The following is a 23,253-nucleotide window of genomic DNA, read 5'->3' on the forward strand; positions in this document are numbered from 1 at the left end:
TGCGAAACGGCCCACCAGAACGCGTGGTGGGCCGAGCACGGGATGTAAATGTGTCTACTGCAATTCGGAGTCGACGTCTTTGACCTTGATCTTCTTCTGCGACTTGATGCGGTCTTCCCCGATGACGGTCAACGAACTGGTAGCGGGGTCGGCGTCGTCGGCGGGGTGCTCCAGGCGCTGCTGGCGAGACTCGATCTGATCCAGTTTCTCCATGATGTCGCGTAGCTCGCTGCGGACGTAATCGCGGGTGGCGACCTCGCGTAGAGCGATGCGTAGCGCGGCGATCTCACGGGTCAGATACTGGGTCTCTTCCAGGTTCAGCTCGTCGCGCTGGCGGTCCTGAGAGGCCACCACGCGGTCACGGTCGTCCTGACGGTTCTGCGCCAAAAGCAACAGAGGAGCGGCGTAGGAGGCCTGCAACGACAGCGCCAGGGTCAACAGCGTGAAGTTCAGTGAGCGGGGGTCGAACTGCACCTCTTCGGGGGCCAGCGTGTTCCACCCCAGCCAGAGGGCACAGAATATCGTCATCCAGAGAATGAACTGCGGGGTACCCATGAACCGCGCGATAGCCTCGGTGGCGCGGCCGAACCGATCGTTGCCACCGCCGGAAGGGACGAACCGACGCCGGGCCTGCTGCGGGGTGGCGAGGCGGTCGTCTTGTGAGTTACGCTCGCGATTCTTCTCACTCAAAGCGGCGACCTACCTTTCGGATCGGTGTTCCGTCGTCGTTGGTTCTCCAGTCTTCCGGCAACAACGCGTCGAGGACGTCGTCAATTGTAACAGCGCCCACCAGGCGGTCGAGCTCGTTGACCACCGGCAGGATCGTCAGGTCGTAGGTCGCCAGCACGCGCGAGAGCTCCTCGAGGGAGGACATATCGGAGACCGGCTCAATTGAGGAGTCGATCAGGTTGCCCACCTGCTCACTGGGCGGGTAGCGCAGGAGTTGCTGCATGTGCACCATACCGATGTACTTGCCCGTGGGGGTCTCCAGCGGCGGGCGAGTGATGAGCACCGCGGCGGCCATGGCGGGCGGGATCTCCTCCTGGCGGATGTGCGCCAGCGCCTCGGCGACCGTGGCCTCGGGGGAGAGGATAATCGGGACCGGGTTCATGAGCGAACCGGCGGTGCCCTCCTCGTATTCCAGCAGGCGGCGGACGTCCTCGGCCTCGTCGGGTTCCATGAGCAGCAATAGCTGTTCGCGCTGTGCATCGGAGAGCTCGTTCAACAGGTCGGCCGCGTCGTCGGCTTCCATCTCTTCGAGCACCTGGGCCGCGCGTTCAACGTCTAGGTGGGAGAGGATCTCGACCTGGTCGTCTTCGGGTAGCTCCTGGAGCACGTCGGCCAAGCGCTCGTCGTTGAGCTCGTGGGCGATCTCGACCATGCGCTTATCGTTCATCTCGTGGATCGCGTCTGCCAGGTCGGCCGGGTTCGCGTCTTCGTGGTTGGCCACGAACGCGGTGGCGGCCTGGGGCTCCATGCCCGCAGACATCGTCGCCTCAGACCAGTCGATCACCAGCGTCGCCTTGCGGCGGCGCAACAGCCCGCCGCTTTCCTGGGCGCGCGAGACGAACATTTCGGAGAGGAACCAGTCGCCGTTCTTGCGCTGTTCCATTGCCACGTCCTCGACGATGGCCTGTCCCGAGCCGTCCAGCAGCGCCACCTTGCGGTCAAAGATCTCACCGACCACCAACGCCTCAGATCCGCGCTGCTCGAAACGGCGCAGGTTGACCAAACCGGTACAAATGATCTGCGAGGCGTCGATGGAGGTAACGCGGGTCATCGGCACGAAGATGCGCTTCTTGCCCAGCACCTCGATGACAATACCCACCACGATCGGCTCTTGGTTCTTCGCCGTGGCCACGGTGTTCACGGTCGCCAACGCGCCTGAATTACGTTTGAGCACCACAACATCACGCAGACGACCGAGACGATCACCCACGGGGTCAAAGACTTCCAGGCCCAACAAACGTGCAATGAAGATTTTATTTGGTGCAGTACTCACCTTTCTAGGGTAAGGGGTGGCGGCACAGTGGCAAGGCCGAACGGCGAAGAATGTGACAAATTCCCACACCCACCTGAGAGCAGTGAAGCCGGTTTCGCCTGTTGCGATACCTGGCAGAACCGACTATGCCCCCAGCCCCGTCATCAGGAAAAATAGAACCATGGACCAAAACGACCTTTCCACTACGATCCAACACGCCGACCCGAACACCGTTCCCGACGGTGAACTCGTGGCCTACTTCCGTGACCGCAGCGAGCTCGAACACGCCGTGGGGCGCCTGACCGAAGCGGGCTTTCCCATGCGTTCACTCTTTGTGGTGGGGCGTGACATCACCCAGGTCGAATACTTTGGTCCGAAGATTACCCTCAACCGGGTGCTGATGTCGTCGGCGCTCTCGGGTGCGTTCTTCGGCGCCTTGATCGGCCTGTTTACCGCTGCCTTTACCTCGACCTCGATCGGGCCGCACCTGCTCTCCTCGATCCCGCTGGGCATCGTCATCTGGTGCGCCACCGGCCTCTTCGGCTATCTGCGCACCAAGCGCGGAGCAGGGTCGAGCTTCGCGATGCACGCCCACACCATCCCCGGTGCTATCGAGCTGCGCGCGCACTTCCGCACCGTCGACCGCGCCCGTCAGATTCTGGGCGTGGGCCAGTACAGCCAGCGCAACGGGTTCGTCCCGGCGTCCGGCGGCCATGATGGACGCCTGCCCGGCTCGGTCGGCGCACCGCAGGGTTCCGAGGCCCCCGCTTCGGTGACAGCCGAACCCCAGCGTGCTACCCCGCCTACCGCCGACGAAGCTACCCGCTTCGTGGGCCCCGAGTACAACCGCGACGGCTCACGCGCCAGCGGAAAATTCGGGCTGCGCATTGAAGACCCGGAAGAATACGCCCAGACAGTACGCGACGAACCTGTCCGCCCGTCGACGAATGAACGGGTCGAACAGGTTCGTGCACAACAGTCGGAGAACCGCTACGGCCTGCGCATCGACGACCCCGCGGAATTCGAGAAGACGATCCGCAAGGCCCCCGAGCAGGGGAGCGAGAACTAGCTCTTCAGGCTATCCATCCACTCTTCTACGCCCTCAACGGTGCGCGGCAGAGCGGCCGAGAGATTGCGGTTGCCCTCTTCGGTGATCAGCACGTCGTCCTCGATACGCACGCCGATGCCGCGGTACTCCTCAGGGATGGCCAGGTCTTCTTCCTTGAAATAGAGACCGGGCTCAATCGTGAAGACCATGCCGGGTTCGATAATGCCGTCCAGGTACAGCTCGCGCTTGGCCTGGGCGCAGTCGTGCACATCGAGACCCAGGTGGTGGCTGGTGCCGTGCGGCATCCACCGGCGATGCTGCCCGCCATCGTCGGTGAGGGAGACCTCGGCCGAGACCGGTAGCAATCCCCAGGATTCGAGACGCTCGGCGAGCACCTTCATCGCGGCCGCGTGCACGTCGCGGAACTTGTTCCCGGGCACGGCCACCTCGAAGGCAGCGTCGGCGGCGTCTAGCACCGCCTGGTAGACCTTAGCCTGCACCTCGGTGAACTTGCCCGAGATCGGCAGAGTGCGGGTGACGTCCGCGGTGTAGAGGGTGTCGTCTTCCACCCCGGCGTCCACCAACATGAGCTTGCCCTCTTCGACCGCGCCGTTGTTGCGAATCCAGTGCAGGATGGTCGCGTTGTTGCCGCAGGCCGCGATGGTGTCGTAACCCAAGTCATTGCCCTCTTCGCGGGCCTTGGCGAAGAACGCACCCTCGATCACGCGCTCGCCGCGGTGATGAGCCACCGCGCGCGGGATGGCGCGCACGACGTTCTCGAAGCCGGCGATGGTGTTCTCTACCGAACGGCTCAGGTTCTCGATCTCGACCTCGTCCTTGACCAGTCGTGCGGCGGAGAGCGCCTCGGTCAACAGCGCGTCTTGGGCGTCAGCCTGTTCCAGATCCACGCCGGTGTTGTATCGGGAGGTATCGACGAGCGCGTCCACGTTCAGGTCGACCTCGCGCACCAGTCGAATCTGTACCCCGCCCAGGGCCGCGTTGCCGGCGTTCTTGGTCACCGCGACTTCCAGCTCGGCGAGGTCTTTGGTGCGGACGCCGTACTCGGCCTCGACCGCCGCCAGGGTGGGGCGGGGGCCGATCCAGAATTCGCCGTAGCGGGGGTCCGCATAGAACTTGGCCGTATCGCGGCCGGCCAGCGGCGTGAAGTACAGGGTGACCTCGTGATTCGAACCGTCATCGCCAGTGCCCTCGTCGACGGGTTCGAAGACCAACACGGCGTCGGGTTCGTGGTCGGTGCCCAGGCCGGTCTGATGGGCGAAGGCTGAGTGCGGGCGGAAGCGGTAGTCGGTGTCGTTCGAGCGGACCTTCAGCGGGCCGGCGGGGATCACCAGGCGTTCACCGGGGAATTGTGCCGAGATCTTGGCACGGCGGGCGGCGGCAAAGTCCGCTACCTTGGCACGCTCGGGCAACTCGGTGGTATCCGGCGCCCAGCTCGAGGCCATGAACGAGGTAAAAGCCTCGGACTGGGGCGGCTGAGAGCGGTTGTTGACGCGTTCTTCAAGGGGTTGTTCTTCGTGGGTATTCATAACTCAACTGTAGAGCTTTCACCCGTCCCCGGTCACGTTAACCGGTTGAGCGCAACCGGTGGGCAGCCGGCGAGGTCGGTGGCTAAGATACAGATATGACCTATGACCTGCATGTTCACTCCCGAGTCTCCGACGGAACCCAGTCCGTGCCCGAGCTGGTCGCCGAGATCGCAGATTCCGATCTCGAAGGCTTCGCCCTGACCGATCACGACTCCACCGCGGGTTGGACGACCGCAGCGAAAGAGGCCGAGAAACACGGGTTAGACTTCATCCCCGGCATGGAGATCTCGTGTTCGTCGAACGGGGTAAGCGTTCACCTGTTGAGCTACCTGCACGACCCCAACTATCAACCACTGCTGGACGAGATCTCCCGAGCCCGGGACTCCCGCACGCAACGCGCCCAGCGGATGGTGGAGCTGTTGGCCGAGGACTATCCGATCTCGTGGGCGGACGTGTTGGCGCACACCGGCGAGGGAGCCACCATCGGGCGTCCTCATATCGCCGACGCGCTGGTTTCGGCGGGCGCGGTGCACAACCGCACCGAGGCGTTCGCAAACGTGCTCACCCCGCAGTCGAAGTATTACGTCAACCACTATGCGGTGGACCCGGTGCGGGCTGTACAGCTCGTTCGCGAGGCCGGGGGAGTGCCCGTCATGGCGCACCCGCGTGCACGCTCTCGGGGGCGCGTGGCCTCGGCGGAGTTGATCGAGGAGATGATCGCCGCGGGCTTGGCGGGGCTGGAAATCTACCACCGCGATAACCCCGAGGAGGACCGTCGCTGGCTAGAATCGCTGGTCACCGAACACGACCTGCTGGCCACCGGATCCTCCGATTACCACGGCGGCGGGAAGCTCAACCGTCTCGGCGAGAACACCACCGACGTGCAGACTGTTTTCCAGTTGCGAACCCTCGCCAAAGTGTAGTGGTTCACAGGTAATATCTGGGGTATGAAGTTCCTCAATGGTATGACCCCAACCACCGATCTGACCTACTCCGACGTGTTCATGGTGCCCTCCCGCTCCAACGTCGGCTCCCGCATGGGAGTAGATCTGACTACCAACGACGGCACCGGCACCACCATCCCGCTGGTCGTGGCCAACATGACCGCGGTCGCCGGGCGTCGCATGGCCGAGACCGTGGCCCGCCGCGGCGGCATCGCGATCATCCCGCAGGACACCCCCACCGACATCGTCACCGAGACCATCCAGAAGGTGAAGTCCTCGCACCTGGTCTTCGACACCCCGATCACCGTCAAGCCGCACCACACCGCCGGTTACACCCGCAACCTGATCTCCAAGCGGGCCCACGGCGCGGCCATCGTGGTCGAGGACGGCGCCCCGATCGGCATCGTCACCCACAAAGACCTGCGTGGTAGCGACAACTTCGACCAGGTCTCCCACGTGATGTCTTCGAACCCGTTGACCCTGCCCGACACCGTGGACGCCCGCACCGCCTTTGACCAGCTCAACGAGGCCTCCCGTAAGCTGGCGCCGGTGGTCGACGCCGAGGGCAAACTCGTGGGTGTGTTGACCCGCCAGGCCGCTCTGCGCGCCAGCCTCTACACCCCCGCCGTGGATAGCGAGAACCGTCTGCGCATCGGCGCGGCCATTGGCATCAACGGCGACGTTGCGGCGCGCGCTCAGGCTCTCATCGATGCCGGCGTGGATGTGCTCGTGGTCGATACCGCCCACGGTCACCAAGAAACCATGATCGAGGCGCTGAAGAAGGTGCGCGCGCTGAACCCCAGCATCCCGATCGCCGCCGGTAACGTGGTCACCGCGGCCGGTGTGCGGGACCTGGCCGAGGCCGGCGCCGACATCATCAAGGTGGGCGTGGGCCCCGGCGCCATGTGCACCACCCGCATGCAGACCGGCGTGGGCCGCCCGCAGTTCTCCGCCGTGCTCGAATGCGCCGAAGAGGCCCGCAAGCTGGGCGTGCACGTCTGGGCGGACGGCGGTGTGAAAGACCCGCGCGACGTCGCCCTGGCCTTGGCCGCCGGAGCCTCCAACGTGATGATCGGCTCCTGGTTCGCCGGAACCTACGAATCCCCCGGAGACATCGTGGTCGATTCCGAAGGTCGCGAGTACAAGGAATCCTTCGGTATGGCCTCCCGCCGCGCCGTGGAGAACCGCAACTCGAAGACCGAGGCATTCGAGAAGGCCCGCCGCGCCATGTTCGAAGAGGGCATCTCCTCGGCCCGCATCTACCTGCCGGAGAACGCCGGTGGCGTGGAAGACCAGATCGACTCGATCATCTCGGGTGTGCGTTCTTCCTTCACCTACGCCGGGGCGCAGACCATCGAGGAGTTCTTCGACCGCGCCACAGTCGGCATTCAATCGGCGGCCGGTTACGCGGAAGGTCAGCCTCGGGCCACACGCTAACCGCAGTAGCCCCGCCCGAAACGTTCGGGGGACAGCATGATAACGCCGCGGGGGCGTTCCCAGACGTTGGGAACGCCCCCGCGGCGTTATGTTTCTCAGGCGCTACCGGAACGGTTACGGCCGGTTACGCCTGTCGCTACTAGTCCGAGTTCTTCTTCGCCGGGCGGCGACGACGGCGACGACGTGCTCCACCCTCGGTCTTCTCTACCGACTTCTCACGCTCCCGGCGAGGTTTCTTGGACTCGCCGGGATCGGACTGACCACCCTCGGTCTTACCCTTCGAGCGGGTCTCCTCGGAGCGGCGTCCGGAACGGGAACGATCGCCTCGACCACCGCGGCCACCATCGCCGGATCCGCGACGGGCGCGCTCGCCACCGCGTCCACCGCGGGAATCCTCGCGCATCTGACCGGACTGGTCGATGCCCTCGAGCGTCTGCTCTTCCTTGGGCAAGCGGCCCTTGGTGCCGGCGGGGATGTCCAGGTCGGCGAAGAGGTGGTCGGATGAGGAGTAGGTTTCCACCGGCTCGGGAACGCCCAGCTCCAGCGCCTTGTTGATCAGCGACCAACGGTGCACGTCTTCCCAGTCCACCAGGGTCACGGCGGTACCGGTCTGTGCCGCGCGGCCGGTGCGACCCACGCGGTGCACGTAGGTCTTCTCATCTTCGGGGCACTGGAAGTTGATCACGTGGGTGACGTCGTCGACGTCGATACCGCGGGCAGCGACGTCGGTGGCCACCAAGACGTCGACCTTGTTCTCACGGAAGGCCCGCAGAGCCTGTTCGCGCGCACCCTGGTTCAGGTCACCGTGCAATGCGCCGGCGGCGAACCCGCGGGACTGCAGCTCTTCGGAGAGCTTGGCGGCGGAACGCTTGGTCTTGGTGAAGATGATGGTGCGGCCGCGGCCGTTGGCGCGCAGGATGCGGCCCACCAGTTCGTCCTTATCCAGCGGGTGAGCGCGGTAGATCACCTGGCGGATCGACTTCTTGGTTAACGACTCGTCGTCGGGCGAGGACGCCTGGATGTGCATCGGCTTGGTCATGTAGCGACGAGCCATGGTCAGCACGGGGCCGGGCATGGTCGCCGAGAAAAGCATCGTCTGACGAACCTCGGGCAGCGCGGACAGCAGGCGCTCCACATCGGGCAGGAAGCCCAGGTCGAGCATCTCGTCGGCTTCGTCGAGCACCACGATCTTCACCTGCGAGAGGTTGAGCTTTTTCTGTCGGTGGAGGTCGATGAGGCGCCCGGGGGTGCCGACGATGATCTCGGCGCCGGCGTCCAACTTCTTGACCTGCGGCTCGTAGGGCACGCCACCGTAGAGGGTGACGATGCGCGCGTTACGCTTCTTGGCCGCGGCTTCGAGGTCCGAACCCACCTGGATAGCGAGCTCGCGGGTGGGCACCACAATCAGTGCCTGCGGAGCGCCGGGGGAGACCAGAGAATCCCACGCGGCGTCCTCGCGACCGACCACGCGCTGGATTGCGGGCAGGCCGAAACCGAGCGTCTTACCGGTACCGGTCTTCGCCTGACCGATGATGTCGGAACCCGACAGCGCCACCGGCAGGGTCAGCGATTGGATGGGGAAGGGGTGGACGATGCCGCGATCGGCCAGTGCGTCGCAAATGTCTTGGCGCACGCCGTAGTCTGCAAATGTTTTGGTTTCTTCAGTCACGAAGGTCTTCCTTGAGATGGGACCCGGGGGCACGGTGCGGCCGTGTCTGGGGTCTTGTGTTTCGTCAGTAGCCGATCGTGGAATGCGGGCGCTTTGTTGCGTCGAGGAATCGGCGACTTATGCGCGAGAAGAATTGAGAACAAGATTGCGTTACGACCGGGCAACCACTTGTCTAGGCCAGTCTATCAAAGACGGCACTGGGCGGTAACGAAAAATCGTTACCGCCCAGTGCTCGAGCCAGTTAGATGGGGCAATTATTCGGCGTGACCGAAACCGATGCGCCGCTTGGTTTCGGCGCCGATCTCGAGGTAACCCACCTCGCGCGCGGGGATCAGGGTGACGTTACCCTTGGTGTCTTCCAGTTCGAGGACGCCGCCCTCCGCCAGCACCTGAGCCACCCGGGCCTTGATGGTCGACGAGGTTTCCTCGGTCTCAATCACCAGTTCGCGCTGTACGTGCTGTACGCCGATCTTGATTTCCATGATCACTCCTCGGAGCTTAAACGATTACTGTTTCGGGTTTTATTGTAGGGGCGCGGGTGCCTGAGGCGTCGCCAATATCACTGATAGCTGAGTCGGGCGCACCCGCCAGTGCCATTTACTTCCAGTCTTCGTCGATGATGGAGATGCCGCCCCAGGCGAGGCGGAAGACCAGGCGCTCGACGCGGTCGAGCTCGTCCATGCTGGCCCCAGACTGCACCGCATACTGGGTCGCGGAGGTGACCATGCCGGTCAGCGAGCGCGAGAGTAGTACGGCCTCTTGGGTGTCGAGACCGGCGTTGGGCCCGAGGATGGAGGCGATATGGCGGGCGATCGTGTTGTGCAACCGAGATATGCGCTCCTGAACACCCAAGTCGGTCTGGATGTCGGACTCGAAGATGAGGCGGTACCCCTGCGGATTGTTCCGGATGTATTCGAAGAAGGCACCGAGCGCATTTTCCGAACGCTGGCGGTTGTTGTCGGTACGGTGCAACCCCTCGATGATGCCGGCGATCAACAGGTCTACCTGCTCATCGAGTACGGCCAGATACAGGTCACGCTTGGATTTGAAGTGCTGATAGAGCACCGGTTTCGAGACATCGGCCGCCGAGGCGATGTGGTTCATCGTGTTGATGTGGTAACCCTGAGAGGAAAAGACGCGTAGCGCGCTGTAGACCAGTTGCTGGCGTCGCAGTGCCTTGGGCAATCGGATGCCGTCGGTCACCGCTTCTTCGGTGGCCGGTTCTCGTCGTTCAGGTATTTCTTCGTTCAATGTCTGCCCCCAGTGCTGTGTGATTACTGTGTACCATTCTAGAGCGGAGAGGTTATCTGACCGGTGAAGCGAAGATCATCAGTTGGCTTAGCTGGCGTCTGCCGAACGTGAGCTGTCGCGAGTGTGCGCGAGAGTAGCGGCCACTTCAATACCGTAAAGAGCCTCCAACGCGGCCGCGTAATCTTCTTCACGCCCCTCTTTGGCCAGCTGCCGTGCGCGCACCGTGGGGGTGTGCAGTAGAGACTTGACCATACGGCGCATCGCCAGCTCCATCTCTTCGGCGGCAGCCCCGCAACCGTGCTGATGGCGAACCTTGGTCAATTCCTGTTCCAGCACGCTCATGGTGTGTTCGCGCAGGGCCACGATGGCGGCGTCCACGGAGCGGGCTTTCTCTTTCACGGCGAATTCGGCCGAGGCGTTGTCGACGATGGTGCGTGCCAGGGTCACCGAGGCATCGGTCTCCTCGGGCGCGGCCAGGCGAACCGATTCCAAAGTAATGAGCTCCACCTCAGGCAGCTGAGCCACCTCGGGGGCGAAATCACGGCTGAGGGCCAGGTCGAGAATGATGTGCTTGCCGGCGGGAACCTGATCGGCCGGCATCGGGTCGCCCGCGCCGGAGCACCCGATCACAACGTCGGCGGTGGAGAACACATCGTGCAGTTCGTCGACGCTCACCGCGGTGACCTGACGCTTCTGGGCGAAACCGACGGCCCGGTCTGACTGCGAATACACCCGAATGTCGGTACAGCCGCGATCGCGCAAGGCGACCACGGTGGCACCCGCGTAGGCACCGGTGCCGAAAATGAGGGCGGTGCGGTGGGCCCAGTCGCCCTCGGCCACCTCGTCGGCCAGATCCAACGCCACAGAGACCACCGAACGCCCGTGGGCGCCCAACAGTGTCTGTTGCCCGACCTGGCGTGCGGTGTGAGAGGCCTCGTTGAACAAGCGCACCAGATTGCCCGAGCTGTGCCCGGCCTCCTGGGATGCGGCGATCGCGCGGCGCACCTGACCGGTGATCTCGCGCTCGCCAACCACGGCCGACTCGAGACCTGAGCTCACCGTGAAGAGGTGATGCGCGGCGGACTCGTTGACGAAGACATCGAAGCTTGAAGAGACCAGGTCGAAGCTCAACCCGGAATGTTCGGCGATCTCGGTGAACATGGCGGCGCTGATCTTGCTGATTTTGGCGTGCAGGGCCTGTTCGGTGGTGGTCGTGCTACCGGTGATCTCGCCGTAGATTTCCAGGCGATTGCACGTGGAGAGAATAACCGTACCCGCCAGCTCGGGGTGCTTGAGGGTTTCGGGTAGCATCCGGGCACCGTCGGCCAGATGAGCCACGGTGTTGAGATCGACGTTCTTGTGGGATGCCACGAGTGCAAAGATAGTCACGACAGATTCATCATAGACATTTCTGTAGCGCTCTCGCTACCGGGGAGGCGCATTTCACTCCGCGCCGACTTTCGGTGTGGTGCCTTAATAATCCATCATTCTCCGCGATATACCGCCCGGTGGCCTGCCGGTGACATCCTGTCGTCAAAACCTTAAGAAAAGTTGGCACAATAGAAGGTATGACAGCTTCGAGCAGACAACGCGAGCTCCTCACCGCCGAGCAGCTCTCCGCGCTACCGTCCGATCACCCCCTGCACACCACCGCCGTGGCCGATTCACCGATGATCGCGGCCTTGACCGGACGCACCGGTGCCCACGCCCCGGTCTGGTTCATGCGCCAAGCCGGGCGTTCTCTGCCCGAATACAAGAAGGTGCGCGAGGGCGTACCCATGTTGGACGCCTGCCTCAACCCGGCGCTGGCCGCCGAGATCACGCTCCAACCGGTGCGCCGCCACGGTGTAGATGCGGCGATCTTCTTCTCAGACATCGTCATCCCCATGAAGCTTGCCGGCGTGGACGTCGACATCGTTCCCGGCCGCGGCCCCGTGCTTGGAACCCCGGTGCGAACCCTAGAAGACATTCAGGCGCTACCCGAGTTGACAGACGAGGCGCTCGACCCGATCCGTGAGGCGGTGGCGCTGACCGTCAAGGAACTCGGCGATACACCGCTCATTGGCTTTGCCGGCGCTCCGTTCACCGTCGCCGCCTACATGGTGGAGGGCGGGCCCTCCCGCGACCACCTGCGTCCGCGCACCATGATGCACGCCGACCCCGAAGCCTGGGACGCCCTGGGCCAGTGGGCCGCGCGCACCAGCGCCCAATTCCTCGCCGCCCAGATCGAGGCCGGCGCCAGCGCGGTGCAGCTCTTCGACTCGTGGGCCGGTTCGCTCTCCGAAGCCGACTACCGTCGCTTCGTCCAGCCGCACTCCGCGACCACTCTGGCACACGTGGCGCACTATGGGGTGCCGCGCATACACTTTGGCACCGGGACCGCCGAGCTCTTGCCCGCAATGCTGGACGCCGGCGCGGACGTCATCGGTGTTGACTACCGCTTGCCGTTGCACACGGCCAACGAACGCATCGGTTCAGGCGTGCCCCTGCAGGGCAATATCGACCCCGCCTTGCTCGCTGCCGGGTGGGACGCGCTGAAGGAACACACCGATTCGGTGTTAGAGTCAGGAAAGACGGCGCCGAGCCACATCGTCAACCTCGGCCACGGTGTTCCACCGACCACCGACCCGACCGTGCTGACCCGACTCGTCGAATACATTCATGAAGTGACCGCTGTAGAAGTTAGGTAACCATGACGGCACAGAACCAGCCCCGCCCTTCACGAGAATCCGCCATCGTCATCGGTGGCGGCATCGCCGGTCTCTTGGCCGCGCGACAACTGGCTCAGGCGGGGATGAAGGTGACCCTGGTCGAGCGCCGCAACCACCTCGGTGGCGCGGTAGGGGCACACCTGGTCGGAAAGCTCGTGCTCGACTCCGGCGCCGAGTCGTTCGCCACCCGCACCTCGGCCGTGTCTGACCTGCTGACTGAGCTGGGCCTGGGTGAGAAGATCGTCTCGCCCAACCCCACCGGTTCGTGGCTTTATCTGCCCGACGGCCCGCACCCCGCGCCCAAGACGGGCGTGCTGGGGATCCCCGGCGACCTGGCAGACCCGACCGTTCGCGAGATCCTCGGCCGAGCGGGGTTGCGCCGTGCCAAGTTCGACAAGCATCTGCCCGCCTCGATCGGTTCCTCGGCCACCACGCTGGGTGAGCTGGTGCGGGTGCGTATGGGCCAGGCCGCTCTCGAACGCCTGGTGACCCCGGTGGTGCTGGGCGTGCACGCGACCCACCCTGACACCCTGGAGTTGGACTCGATCGCCCCGGGTCTACGCGAGAAGATGCGGGAGACCGGGTCGCTGGCAACCGCCGCGATGATGTTGCGCAAGGCGTCCAAAGCCGGTTCGCAGGTGGCCGGTATCGCCGGCGGCATGAACCAGCTCTCCGAGGCCCTGGTCAACGACGTGATCCGACTGAAGGTACGCATCCTCACCGGATACGACGCCATCGCCATCGACCGCGATCCCGCCACCGGCCGGTGGACCCTCATTCAGCGTCAGCCCGAGATCGGTCTCAAGGCAGCCGCCTCCTCCGGCAAGTACATCGTGCTGGCCTCCGACGGGCCCAACTGCACCCGCATTCTGGGTTCCCACCTGCCGGGCGCAGTCGTCCCCCAGGTCGGTGCCGGCCCCGAGGTCGCGCTGGTCACCCTAGTGGTCGACCAACCGGAGCTCGATCGCTTCCCGCGGGGGACCGGTCTGCTGGTCAGCGAGCAGGTCAAGAGCGTGCGCGCCAAGGCGCTGACCCACGCCACGGCCAAGTGGGAATGGATCAAGGACGCCGCTGGGCCAGGTCGCCACGTTGTGCGGCTGTCCTACGGTCGAGCCTCCGACGACGGCCCCCTGCAGGAAGTCAAGCTCTACGATGATCAGTTGATCCAGCTGGCCCTCCACGATGCGCAGAAGCTACTCGGGGTAACCCTGAACCGTTCTCACCTCATCGGCGCCGACGTGGTGCGCTGGAACGGCTCGTTGCCGACCGCGACTCCAGGCCACCGCGAGAAGGTCAACACCTTCCGCGAAGCGCTCAAAGACCTCCCCGGCGTGACCGCCGTGGGCGCCTGGTTGGCCGGCAACGGGCTGGCCGCCGTTACCGCAGACACCCAGCGCGTCATCGAGGAGTTCATCGTCACCCAGCGCGGTGAGAAAACTTCCGCGTCAAAAGACTTCACCGCATAGCACACTCCAACCGAAAATTTGCCGGGCAGCGGTTGACACCGTGCCCCGACGGAAAGGAAAACCACATGTCTGACACCACTTCTTCCCACTCCGGATACTCCCACGGACACGGCCACCAGATGCCAACCGCCAAAGACGCCAACGGAAAGATCCAGGGGCAGGTGCCTGGCGCCCCGGCCGAGGGCGACGATCGTATCTACTACGCGCTGTACACCGTCTTCGCCCGTGAGGGCGTAGCATCTCCGAACGCCACTGGTGAAGAGGCCGCCCAGGAACTCAATTCCGTGGTCGAGCAGCTGGCCGCCAAAGACGTCACCGTCCGCGGGTTCTACGACGTCTCGGCCATGCGCAACGACGCCGACATCATGGTCTGGGTACACGGTTCCAAGCCTGAAGAGTTGCAGGCCGCCATCCGCGACATCCGCCGCACCGAGGTGTTCTCGGGTACCAAGATCGTGTGGTCGACCATGGGCGTGCACCGTGACGCGGAGTTCACCGCCGGTCACACTCCGTCCTTCGCCAAGGGCGTGGCTCCCGAGGCGTGGGTCTGCGTTTACCCGTTCGTCCGTTCCTGGGACTGGTACTACTCGAACCCCGAGAAGCGTCGCGAGATGCTGAAGAACCACGGTATGAAGGGCATCGACTTCCCGCAGGTGTTGCCGAATACCATTGCCACCTTCGGTCTGAACGACTACGAGTGGGTCATCGGTCTCGAGGCCCCCGAGCTCGTGTTGCTGGTGGATATGATGCGTTCCTTCCGCAACACCGAGGCACGTCTGCACATCCGCGAAGAGACCCCCTTCTACACCGGTCGCCGCATTCCCGCCGACGAGGTAGCCGGGGTGCTTGCCTAAATGAAAGATTCCGCGCCCCGCCCCGTGCCCGACGACGTCGTGCCTCAGCGCACTGACGAGAACAACACCGCCAGCAACGGCCCTGCTCGTCTGGACGAAGAGAACATCGCAGATTTTCACGGCGAAGAGAACCTGACCCGCGTGCGTTCGGCTGCCCCGCAGCCCTATGACCTGGTCATCCTCTCTTCTTTCGGCGGCCCCGAGGGGCAAGACGACGTGATTCCGTTTCTGCGTAATGTCACGCGCGGGCGCGGAATCCCCGACGAGCGTCTTGAAGAGGTGGCCACCCACTACCGTGCCAACGGCGGGGTCTCACCGATTAACGCGCAGAACCGCGCGTTGCTCGCCGCCCTACGCGAAGCGCTCGAGAAGAAGGGCCCGGAGGTGAAGATCACCTGGGCCAATCGCAACTGGGAGCCCTACGTCAAAGATGTCGTGGAGCAGGCCTACGCCGACGGCGCCCGCAAGATCCTGGTGCTCGCCACCAGCGCTTACCCGGGGTACTCCTCGTGCCGCCAGTACCGCGAGGACTACGGGATCGCCCTGGATGAGCTGGGACTGACGGGCCAGCTGCAGATCGACAAGGTGCGCCAGCACTTCGATGCCCCCGGCTTCATCACCGCGTTCGTCGACGGCCTTCGCGATGGTTTGGCGCAGGTGCGTGCCCAGCTCGCGCAGACCGAAAACAGGGCCGCAGGCAATGGCAAGATCCGCGTGATGTTCTGCACCCACTCGGTGCCCACGTCCGCCGCCAACGAGGCCGGCCCCCGTGGTGTGGACTACGAGGGTGGCAGCGCCTACGTCGAAAAACACCTGGAGGCGGCGCGCGCCGTACTGGCACAGTTGCGCGATGAAGATCCCGCACAGTTACAGGACGTCGAGTGGGAGCTGGTCTACCAGTCCCGCTCCGGCCCGCCCTCCATGCCTTGGCTGGAACCCGACGTCAACGACGCTCTGCACGCGGTAGCGGGCGAGGTCGACGGCGTGGTCTTGGTGCCGCTGGGGTTCGTCTCCGATCATATGGAGGTCAAGTGGGATCTCGATACCGAGGCCCTCGACACCTGCGCAGAACTCGGTTTTGCCGCTGTCCGCACGCCCACCCCGGGGACGCATCCGGCCTATGTTGAATCGTTGCGAGCCATGATCGCCGAGCGGTTCGCCGAGACCGCACCCGCCTCCGACCCGCGGCAGCTGGACGCTCAACGCGTCTCAGCCTGCGCCGGGCCAGGGTGGTTTGACGAGTGCAACCCCAACTGTTGCCTTTCGGCACGCCCCGGGGCCGACAAACCCGTGATCGCCAACTACACCGGCGACGATATCGACGAAGGAACTCGATAGTATGAGCAAATTTCTGCTCGGTACCCGCGGTTCTCAGCTGGCGCTGACCCAGTCTGGCATGGCCGGGCAGCGCGTGGCTGAGGCCGGCGGCATTGAGATCGATCTGGTGACCGTCAAAACCGAAGGCGACATCCTGACCGGGCCGCTGTCTCAGATGGGCGGAACCGGAGTCTTCGCCGCGACTCTGCGAACCAGACTCATCGAGGGCGAGGTCGACCTTGCGGTGCACTCGCTCAAAGACCTGCCGACGGCAGCGGTGGATGAGCTGACCATCGCCGCGATCCCCGAACGCGCCGACCCTCGAGATGCCCTGTGCGCGCGAGACGGCTTGACGCTGGACACCCTCCCCACGGGCGCTCGCGTGGGTACCGGCTCGCCCCGACGTGCCGCGCAGGTGCGAGCGGTGCGCCCCGATATTGAGATCGTGGACATCCGCGGTAACGTCGGGACCCGCCTGGCCCGCGTGGCAGGCCTCGAAGACTACGGTATTCCCGGGAAAGTCACCGGTGACTGCGACGCCGTGGTACTGGCCGCTTCCGGCCTCGAGCGCCTGGGATTTACCGACGTCATCACCGAATACCTCGACCCCACCCGGGTGCTGCCCGCACCCGGTCAAGGCGCCCTGGCGCTGGAGATCCGCACCTCAGACGTTGCGGCCGATAATGAACTGGCCCGTGCCGTTGCGGCGATCGACCACCTGGAAACCCGTTTGGCCGTAACCGCCGAGCGTGCGCTCTTGCGCCGCTTGGAGGCCGGTTGTGCCGCGCCGGTGGGAACCTACGCCCGCATCGTCGAGGGCCAATTGGTGCTCGAAGCGGTGGTGGCCAACCCCGACGGTAGCGAGACCATCCGCCACTCGGCGGCCAGCGACAGCCTGGATGTTGATCAGGCCGACCGCCTCGGCGTGCACGTGGCCGAGGACCTCTTGCAGATGGGCGCGGGAGACCTCGCGAAACTGACACTGTGACCGAAACCCTCACCGTGGCGATCACCCGTACGCCCACTGCGGCTGCCGCATTGACGCGCGCACTCAACCAGCGGTGCTCGGCCCGCGGCTGGCACCTGCAACCGGTCTTCGTGCCGGTCTCCCAGGCGTGCTTCCGTGAAGAATCGCTGAACGGTAGCCTCGAGACCCAGCGGGGGCGTGGGGTCACCGCGCAGAGCCTGAGGGCGGCGGAGTGGGTAACCTTCACCTCCGCCAACGGGGTGCGCGGATTCGCCCGGTGGGCTCAAGCCCAGGAATTGAACCCGGCTGAGGCCTTGGGGCGGGCGCGGGTCGCCTGCGTTGGACGAGCCACCCGAGACCACCTCGCACAGCTGGAGGTGCCGGTCGACTTCGTACCCACCGTCGAGGACGCCCGCCACATGCTCGAGCAGTGGCCGCAGCCGGCGTCCGTAGCGGCGGAGAATAACCGCGTGGTCTGCGTGCAGGGCACCAACGCCCGACCCACCCTGCAACAGGGTCTGCGGGACGCTGGCTGGGAGGTGGCGGTGCTCGAGGTGTACAGCATGCACGATTTCCCCGCGCCCACACCGCTACAGCCACTCGACAGCGCCGACGCGACGGCCTTGACCCTGACCGATGCGGCCAAACACCTGGGGGAGTGCGACGTGCTGATCGCCACCGCCCCGTCCTTGCTGAAGAAGGTGTATCGCGCGGCCCACGGTGCAGATTTTCCTCCGGTCGTGGCGATCGGGGCGACCACAGCATCGAAAGCCGCGGAGCTGAGACTGCGTCAGCTGACCTCCACCAGCCCCGCCCCCGACGATCTTGCCGATGCCGCCATCGCGCTCGCGGCGTCCAACCTGAGCAACTCACCCCACGTTAAGGAGTAACCATGACCACCCCAGAACGTACCCCGCTACACCTGACTCGACGTCCGCGCCGCGCCCGCACCACGGCCGCGATGCGCTCGCTCACCGCCGAGACCGAGCTGCGCCCGCGCAACCTGATTCAGGTTCTCTTTGTGCGCGACGGCATTCAAGAGCCGCAGCCCATCGCCTCGATGCCCGGCCAATTTCAGCACACGATGACCACCGTTCTCGATGAGGTGCAGAAGGCCATCGACGCCGGTGTGGCCTGCATCGACCTGTTCGGTGTGCCTCGCGACGAAGACAAAGACGAGAGCGGTTCGGCGGCCTGGGCCAGCGACGGCGTCTTGAACCGTGCCATCGCCGCTATCCGCGAGAAGTTCGGCGATCAGATCGTAATCATGGCCGACACCTGCCTTGACGAATTCACCTCCCACGGGCACTGTGGCCCGCTGACCGAAGACCCCTTCGGCAACACCGTCGTGGACAATGACGCCTCGGTGGCCGCGTACTGCGCCATGGCCCTGGCCCAGGCTCAGGCCGGTGCGCACGTGGTCAGCCCCTCGGGCATGATGGACGGCCAGGTCGCCGCCATCCGCGCAACCCTCGACGAGGCCGGGTTCCAGGACGTTGCCATCATGGCCTACTCGGCGAAGTACGCCTCGGCGTTCTTCGGCCCCTTCCGCGACGCCGTCGGCTCCTCCCTGCAGGGGGATCGCAAGTCTTACCAGCAAGATCCCGGCAACGGACGCGAAGGCGTGCTGGAGGCGCACCTGGACATCGAAGAGGGAGCCGACTTTGTGATGGTTAAACCGGCCATGGCCTACCTCGACGTGGTGCGCCAAGTCGCCGACTTCTCACCCGTGCTGGTGGCCGCCTACCAGGTTTCCGGGGAATACGCGATGATCGAGGCCGCCGCGGCCAACGGATGGGTGGACCGCGAGCGCATCGTGCTCGAGTCGCTGACCGGCATCAAGCGGGCCGGAGCCGATATGATTCTTACCTATTACGCCACCGAAGTAGCGGGTTGGCTGAACTAACAGTCTGGAAGGACGACGATGACCGTATCTGAACAGCTCTTTGAACGCTCCCGGAAAGTCATCCCCGGTGGAGTGAACTCGCCCGTGCGAGCCTTCAACTCCGTGGGCGGCACGCCGGCCTTCATGGCCGAGGCGCAGGGACCCTACCTCACGGACGCCGACGGTCGTAATTACGTGGACCTCGTGATGAGTTGGGGCCCGGGGCTCATCGGACACAAGCACGCCCAGGTGGTAGAGGCAGTGCACGCCGCCGTGGAACACGGGTTGAGCTTCGGCGCCTCCACCGAGTCGGAAACCCGTTTAGCTGAACTCGTTGTCGATCGGATCAACGCGGTGGTTCCTAACACGATTGACCAGGTGCGCATGGTCTCCACCGGCACCGAGGCCACGATGACTTCCATCCGCCTCGCGCGCGGTTACACCGGTCGAGACAAAATCATCAAGTTTGCCGGTTGCTACCACGGCCACGTGGACGCGTTGCTCTCCGAGGCCGGTTCCGGCGTGGCAACGCTGTCGATGCCGGGGTCTGCGGGAGTCACCGCCGCGACCGCCGCCGAGACCATCGTCCTGCCCTATAACGATCTGGACGCCGTACGCGCCGCGTTCGAGAAGTTCCCCGACCAGATCGCCGCGGTCATCACCGAATCCGCGCCGTGCAACATGGGCGTGGTCACCCCCGAGCCCGGTTTCAACGCGGGTCTGCGCAAGCTCACCCACGAGCACGGTGCCCTGATGATCTTCGACGAGGTGCTCACCGGTTTCCGCGTGAGCCCCGCCGGGTACTGGGGTTACACCGCGGCCGACGAGGGCAACTGGGCTCCGGATATCTTCTGCTTCGGCAAGGTGATCGGCGGTGGCATGCCCATCGCCGCGTTGGCGGGCAAGCGCGAGATCATGGAATACCTGGCACCGACCGGGCCCGTGTACCAGGCCGGTACGCTCTCGGGTAACCCGATCTCCATGGCCGCCGGCATCGCCACGTTGATCGCCGCGGACGCCTCGGTCTACGAGACGATCGACGCACGCTCGGCAGAGTTGCAGGGCGCGATCCGCGAGGTCTTCGACGCCAAGGGTCTGAACTACTCGATTCAGACCGCCGGCAATCTTTTCTCGGTCGCCTTTGGCACGGCGGACGGCGGAGTGAAGAACTACGAGGACGTCAAGAACTCGGAGACGTTCCGCTACGCCCCGTTCTTCCACAGCATGTTGGACTCCGGCGTGTACCTGCCGCCGAGTGCGTTCGAGGCGTGGTTCCTCTCCTCGGCGCACACCGAAGATGTTATGCAGCGCATCATCGACGCGCTGCCTGAGGCGGCAGACGCGGCCGCCTCGGCGCGTCCCTAAGTAGCGCGTCCCTGAGGAGAGCGTGCCCTTGAGGCGCACAGCTCGGTAGCCTGAAACAAGCGGCGCCGTCACCCCGGTGAGGGAGACGGCGCCGCTTGCTGTTTTTGCTAGCGCAGGTGGTAACTGACGTTGACCGTGCGCGTCTTCTGCAGATCGTGGTTAAATAACCAGCTCGGATCCATGATGAAGCGCGCGAAGACCAGGCCCAGGCCGATAGCGCAGAAGATGAGGAGGGCGTCAACCATCCCGGTCACCGCCGGGGTGAGCTGGCCGTTGCTCAGATAAGCCATCGATCGGTAGAAGGTCACACCGGGCACCATCGTGACCACCGCGGGCACAGAGAGCGAGATCCGCGAGTACCTGCGGTGGTGCAGGGGCGCGATGAAGTCACCGAGCGCGGCCACCGCCAGTGCGGCACAGAAGACGGCTAGCTGGGGCGGGACGCCGGATTCGGTGGCTAGGATGCGCAGGGGGTTCACCACCGCCGCGATCACCCCCGCCCAGAGGCATGAGACCGGCATGGCCGAGAAAAGCATGGCGAATCCGTAGGCTGCTACGAAAGAGGCCAGCACCCGCAGCCCAAAGTGGAACCACGGATCCAGGTGCATACTGGGGGCTACTTCCAGGGGGACCTGGAAGACATAGGAGAGTATCCAGACCGCGAACGAGGCACTGGAGAGCAAGATTGCCACATAGGTCAGTCGTTGGAGCCCGGCGGAAAAGTCGAAACGGGCCAGGTCTAACATGCCGGTGACTAGCGGAAACCCGGGCACTAAGAACAGGATGGAGGAGATGAATCCCACCATGTGATTGAAGCCGATCCACCCGAGTTGGTGCATGGCCCAGATCGAGCTGATATAGAACCCTGCCGAGGCGATGCCACAGAGGAACCAGATGGCGAAGTGGTTGACCTCGTGCTTCATGAAGGTGGTGCGCAGAAACTGCCCGAGACCCGCGGCGACGAGCACCACCAGGCACTCGACGATGCCGCCGCTGTTGAGGAAGGCGAAGCCGGCACAGGCGACCGCCGCGGCCAGGGCCAACATCCACCGCTGGTAGAGATGCGGGAAGTTCTCGATCTCCTCCAGCCGTTGCAGGGCCTCGCTGGGCTTGATCTTGTCGGGCAGGTTCGAGACGAAGTCGGAGAGCAGATCGATGCGGTAGGCGCTGATACCTAAGGCCCGCTGCTCTCCGATTTCGGTTCGAAAGTTCCCGGAGGCATAGGCGGAGGTGGTGATCTCGGTAAAGGTCACCTGCGAGTGGTGTTCCTCTAACCCGACGGCCCGGGCCAGACGGGCCATCGACGTCTTGATGCGATAGGCGCTGGCTCCGGACTTCAGCAGGAGCAATCCCAGCTTCATCACCACGCCCGACTGGGCTACGAGGTATTGATGCTGGAACCGGGTGGATCCGAGATAAATGCTATTGGTGGCCGGGGCCGCCTCTGAATCGGTCACGTGTTACCTTCGCTTGTGGTTAACCGAAAGCGCCCGAAGAAGGGCGAGAAATCAGTTTCATTCTAGCCAGCGGCGAGGCCCCAGACTCTCAAACTCCGGTAAATGTGAGCCAGAGCAAGGTCAGGTTGAGCACCACGATTACGATCGCTGAGATCCACGAGAAGACCCGCAGCGCGAGGCGGTCGCGGTACTGCCCCATGAGTCGGGCGTTACCGGTCAACCGCACCAGCGGAATCAGGGCGAACGGGATACCGAAACTCAGTACGACCTGCGAGATGACCAGAGCATCGGTCGGGTTGATGCCCACAGCCAAGACCACCAGCGCCGGGATCAGAGTGATCAGGCGGCGGGGGAGTAGCGGCACCCGGCGATGCAACAGGCCGTCCATGATCTCCGAGCCGGCGTAGGCGCCGACCGAGGTAGACGCCAATCCCGAGGCCAGCAAGCCTACCGCGAAGATGCTGCCGACCAGCGGTCCGAACGTGTCGGCGATGGCCGCGTGGGCACCGGCGATGTCGTCGGTTCCCTCGACCCCCTGCAGGGCGGAGGCCGCCAAGAGAAGCAGGCCGATGTTGACCGCTCCCGCCACGATCAAGGCGAGTACCACGTCCACGCGGGAGGCACGCACCAGCTCGGCCAATCCGAGGGGATTGCGGGCGGCGGTTCCGTGCCGGTGTACGACGAGCGAGGAGTGCAGATAGATGGCGTGCGGCATGACCGTTGCCCCGAGCATGGACGCTGCGATCAACACCGAATCGGCCCCGGCAAAACCGGGCACCAGGCCGCCGGCGACCGCCTGCGGTTCGGGCGGGAGGATCACCAGCCCGGTGAGGAACCCGAGGGTGATGATGAGCAATAGACCCATGATGACGAATTCGAAGGTACGTTGCCGGCGGGCATTCTGCAGACCCAGCAAAGCCATCGATACTGCGCCGGTGATCACTCCTCCGGCCAGTAGCGGAAGACCAAACAAGAGCTGTAGCGCGATCGCGCCACCGATGATTTCGGCCAGGTCGGTGGCGAGTGCGACGGCCTCCGCCTGGAGCCAGTAGGCGATACGAGACCGCCGTGACAGCCGTTGCCCCATGGTTGCGGGGAGGGACCTGCCGGTCACCAACCCCAGTTTCGCGGACTGGTACTGGATCGCCACCGCCATGACGTTGGCGAGCACCAGTACCCAGATCAACAGATACCCGTAGCGGGCTCCTGCGGTGATATTCGCGGCGACGTTGCCGGGATCGACGTAGGCGACGGCAGCTACAAAGGCGGGGCCTAACAGCCGTGCCAGGTGGTTCTTGCGTTGGGAACGCACTGTGTACATCTATGGTTCTTTTCGGTCCGAGGTACGGGGGAC

General features: G+C 64.5%; 20 protein-coding genes. 11 read left to right on the plus strand and 9 right to left on the minus strand.

The genetic code is table 11. The features are described 5' to 3' along the window. Positions 1 to 54: 54 nt before the first annotated feature. Together VVR12_RS00430 and VVR12_RS00435 are read right to left on the minus strand one after the other, a co-directional pair. Positions 55 to 690, minus strand: coding sequence for a DUF1003 domain-containing protein (locus VVR12_RS00430; RefSeq protein WP_368549150.1), 636 nt, complete (start codon positions 688 to 690; stop codon positions 55 to 57). After that, a complete protein-coding gene (locus VVR12_RS00435; RefSeq protein WP_368549151.1) occupies positions 683 to 2,002 on the minus strand; it encodes a magnesium transporter MgtE N-terminal domain-containing protein in 1,320 nt (439 codons plus the stop codon). Before VVR12_RS00435 ends, VVR12_RS00430 begins: the two co-directional genes overlap by 8 nt. Positions 2,003 to 2,162: 160 nt before the next feature. On the opposite strand from VVR12_RS00435, the gene VVR12_RS00440 reads away from it, so the two are divergent. Then, positions 2,163 to 3,050, plus strand: coding sequence for a general stress protein (locus tag VVR12_RS00440; RefSeq protein ID WP_368549152.1), 888 nt, complete (start codon positions 2,163 to 2,165; stop codon positions 3,048 to 3,050). Here VVR12_RS00440 and VVR12_RS00445 read toward each other — a convergent pair. Beyond that, positions 3,047 to 4,576 (minus strand): aminopeptidase P family protein, encoded by a 1,530-nt coding sequence (locus tag VVR12_RS00445; protein WP_368549153.1) that lies wholly within the window; start codon positions 4,574 to 4,576, stop codon positions 3,047 to 3,049. The genes VVR12_RS00440 and VVR12_RS00445 overlap by 4 nt on opposite strands. Before the next feature lie 95 nt (positions 4,577 to 4,671). Here VVR12_RS00445 and VVR12_RS00450 point away from each other — a divergent pair, with 95 nt between their 5' ends. Together VVR12_RS00450 and VVR12_RS00455 are read left to right on the plus strand one after the other, a co-directional pair. Beyond that, positions 4,672 to 5,499, plus strand: coding sequence for a PHP domain-containing protein (locus tag VVR12_RS00450; RefSeq protein WP_368549154.1), 828 nt, complete (start codon positions 4,672 to 4,674; stop codon positions 5,497 to 5,499). Between the two features lie 24 nt (positions 5,500 to 5,523). Further along, positions 5,524 to 6,957: a GuaB1 family IMP dehydrogenase-related protein gene (locus tag VVR12_RS00455; RefSeq protein ID WP_368549155.1), complete on the plus strand. Its 1,434-nt coding sequence runs from the start codon at positions 5,524 to 5,526 to the stop codon at positions 6,955 to 6,957. Between the two features lie 139 nt (positions 6,958 to 7,096). Here VVR12_RS00455 and VVR12_RS00460 read toward each other — a convergent pair whose 3' ends face one another. The 4 genes from VVR12_RS00460 to VVR12_RS00475 form a co-directional block, all read right to left on the minus strand. Continuing rightward, a complete protein-coding gene (locus VVR12_RS00460; RefSeq protein ID WP_368549156.1) occupies positions 7,097 to 8,626 on the minus strand; it encodes a DEAD/DEAH box helicase in 1,530 nt (509 codons plus the stop codon). 254 nt (positions 8,627 to 8,880) lie between these two features. After that, entirely contained in the window at positions 8,881 to 9,108 is a 228-nt protein-coding gene (locus VVR12_RS00465) for a DUF3107 domain-containing protein (protein ID WP_368549157.1), read from the minus strand. Positions 9,109 to 9,223: 115 nt separating this feature from the next. After that, positions 9,224 to 9,877 (minus strand): TetR/AcrR family transcriptional regulator, encoded by a 654-nt coding sequence (locus VVR12_RS00470; protein WP_368549158.1) that lies wholly within the window; start codon positions 9,875 to 9,877, stop codon positions 9,224 to 9,226. An 87-nt stretch (positions 9,878 to 9,964) separates the two neighbouring features. Next, positions 9,965 to 11,266: a glutamyl-tRNA reductase gene (locus VVR12_RS00475; protein WP_368549159.1), complete on the minus strand. Its 1,302-nt coding sequence runs from the start codon at positions 11,264 to 11,266 to the stop codon at positions 9,965 to 9,967. Between the two features lie 179 nt (positions 11,267 to 11,445). Between VVR12_RS00475 and hemE the strand changes: the two genes are divergently transcribed. The 8 genes from hemE to hemL all read left to right on the plus strand — a co-directional run bounded on the left by hemE (position 11,446) and on the right by hemL (position 20,442). Continuing rightward, positions 11,446 to 12,567 carry a uroporphyrinogen decarboxylase gene (hemE, locus tag VVR12_RS00480; protein ID WP_368549160.1) on the plus strand — a complete coding sequence of 374 codons (1,122 nt, stop codon included), beginning with the start codon at positions 11,446 to 11,448 and terminating at the stop codon, positions 12,565 to 12,567. Between the two features lie 2 nt (positions 12,568 to 12,569). Then, on the plus strand, positions 12,570 to 14,054 hold the full coding sequence (gene hemG / locus VVR12_RS00485; RefSeq protein WP_368549161.1) for a protoporphyrinogen oxidase: 1,485 nt from the start codon (positions 12,570 to 12,572) through the stop codon (positions 14,052 to 14,054). Between the two features lie 65 nt (positions 14,055 to 14,119). Next, positions 14,120 to 14,908 (plus strand): hydrogen peroxide-dependent heme synthase, encoded by a 789-nt coding sequence (gene hemQ / locus VVR12_RS00490; protein WP_368549162.1) that lies wholly within the window; start codon positions 14,120 to 14,122, stop codon positions 14,906 to 14,908. Beyond that, positions 14,909 to 16,246 (plus strand): ferrochelatase, encoded by a 1,338-nt coding sequence (locus tag VVR12_RS00495; protein ID WP_368549163.1) that lies wholly within the window; start codon positions 14,909 to 14,911, stop codon positions 16,244 to 16,246. Between the two features lies 1 nt (position 16,247). Continuing rightward, a complete protein-coding gene (gene hemC / locus VVR12_RS00500) occupies positions 16,248 to 17,213 on the plus strand; it encodes a hydroxymethylbilane synthase (protein ID WP_368549164.1) in 966 nt (321 codons plus the stop codon). Continuing rightward, positions 17,210 to 18,082 carry a uroporphyrinogen-III synthase gene (locus VVR12_RS00505; protein WP_368549165.1) on the plus strand — a complete coding sequence of 291 codons (873 nt, stop codon included), beginning with the start codon at positions 17,210 to 17,212 and terminating at the stop codon, positions 18,080 to 18,082. Before hemC ends, VVR12_RS00505 begins: the two co-directional genes overlap by 4 nt. Positions 18,083 to 18,084: 2 nt before the next feature. After that, entirely contained in the window at positions 18,085 to 19,098 is a 1,014-nt protein-coding gene (gene hemB, locus VVR12_RS00510; RefSeq protein WP_368549166.1) for a porphobilinogen synthase, read from the plus strand. Positions 19,099 to 19,116: 18 nt separating this feature from the next. Then, positions 19,117 to 20,442 carry a glutamate-1-semialdehyde 2,1-aminomutase gene (hemL, locus tag VVR12_RS00515; protein WP_368549167.1) on the plus strand — a complete coding sequence of 442 codons (1,326 nt, stop codon included), beginning with the start codon at positions 19,117 to 19,119 and terminating at the stop codon, positions 20,440 to 20,442. Positions 20,443 to 20,549: 107 nt separating this feature from the next. Here the strand turns inward: hemL and VVR12_RS00520 are convergent, their stop codons facing one another. After that, entirely contained in the window at positions 20,550 to 21,899 is a 1,350-nt protein-coding gene (locus VVR12_RS00520; protein ID WP_368549168.1) for a threonine/serine exporter ThrE family protein, read from the minus strand. An 88-nt stretch (positions 21,900 to 21,987) separates the two neighbouring features. Continuing rightward, positions 21,988 to 23,220 (minus strand): Nramp family divalent metal transporter, encoded by a 1,233-nt coding sequence (locus VVR12_RS00525; protein WP_368549169.1) that lies wholly within the window; start codon positions 23,218 to 23,220, stop codon positions 21,988 to 21,990. Positions 23,221 to 23,253: the final 33 nt, after the last annotated feature.

The organism is Rothia sp. LK2588, assembly GCF_040946465.1.
GTDB lineage: Bacteria > Actinomycetota > Actinomycetes > Actinomycetales > Micrococcaceae > Rothia.

Bases quoted from the DNA above. Each gene is read 5' to 3' on its own strand.
- VVR12_RS00440 (WP_368549152.1), top strand. From the start codon at position 2,163: ATGGACCAAAACGACCTTTCCACTACGATCCAACACGCCGACCCGAAC.
- VVR12_RS00445 (WP_368549153.1), bottom strand. From the start codon at position 4,576: ATGAATACCCACGAAGAACAACCCCTTGAAGAACGCGTCAACAACCGC.
- VVR12_RS00450 (WP_368549154.1), top strand. From the start codon at position 4,672: ATGACCTATGACCTGCATGTTCACTCCCGAGTCTCCGACGGAACCCAG.
- VVR12_RS00455 (WP_368549155.1), top strand. From the start codon at position 5,524: ATGAAGTTCCTCAATGGTATGACCCCAACCACCGATCTGACCTACTCC.
- VVR12_RS00465 (WP_368549157.1), bottom strand. From the start codon at position 9,108: ATGGAAATCAAGATCGGCGTACAGCACGTACAGCGCGAACTGGTGATT.
- hemE (WP_368549160.1), top strand. From the start codon at position 11,446: ATGACAGCTTCGAGCAGACAACGCGAGCTCCTCACCGCCGAGCAGCTC.
- hemG (WP_368549161.1), top strand. From the start codon at position 12,570: ATGACGGCACAGAACCAGCCCCGCCCTTCACGAGAATCCGCCATCGTC.
- hemQ (WP_368549162.1), top strand. From the start codon at position 14,120: ATGTCTGACACCACTTCTTCCCACTCCGGATACTCCCACGGACACGGC.
- VVR12_RS00495 (WP_368549163.1), top strand. From the start codon at position 14,909: ATGAAAGATTCCGCGCCCCGCCCCGTGCCCGACGACGTCGTGCCTCAG.
- hemC (WP_368549164.1), top strand. From the start codon at position 16,248: ATGAGCAAATTTCTGCTCGGTACCCGCGGTTCTCAGCTGGCGCTGACC.
- hemB (WP_368549166.1), top strand. From the start codon at position 18,085: ATGACCACCCCAGAACGTACCCCGCTACACCTGACTCGACGTCCGCGC.
- hemL (WP_368549167.1), top strand. From the start codon at position 19,117: ATGACCGTATCTGAACAGCTCTTTGAACGCTCCCGGAAAGTCATCCCC.
- VVR12_RS00525 (WP_368549169.1), bottom strand. From the start codon at position 23,220: ATGTACACAGTGCGTTCCCAACGCAAGAACCACCTGGCACGGCTGTTA.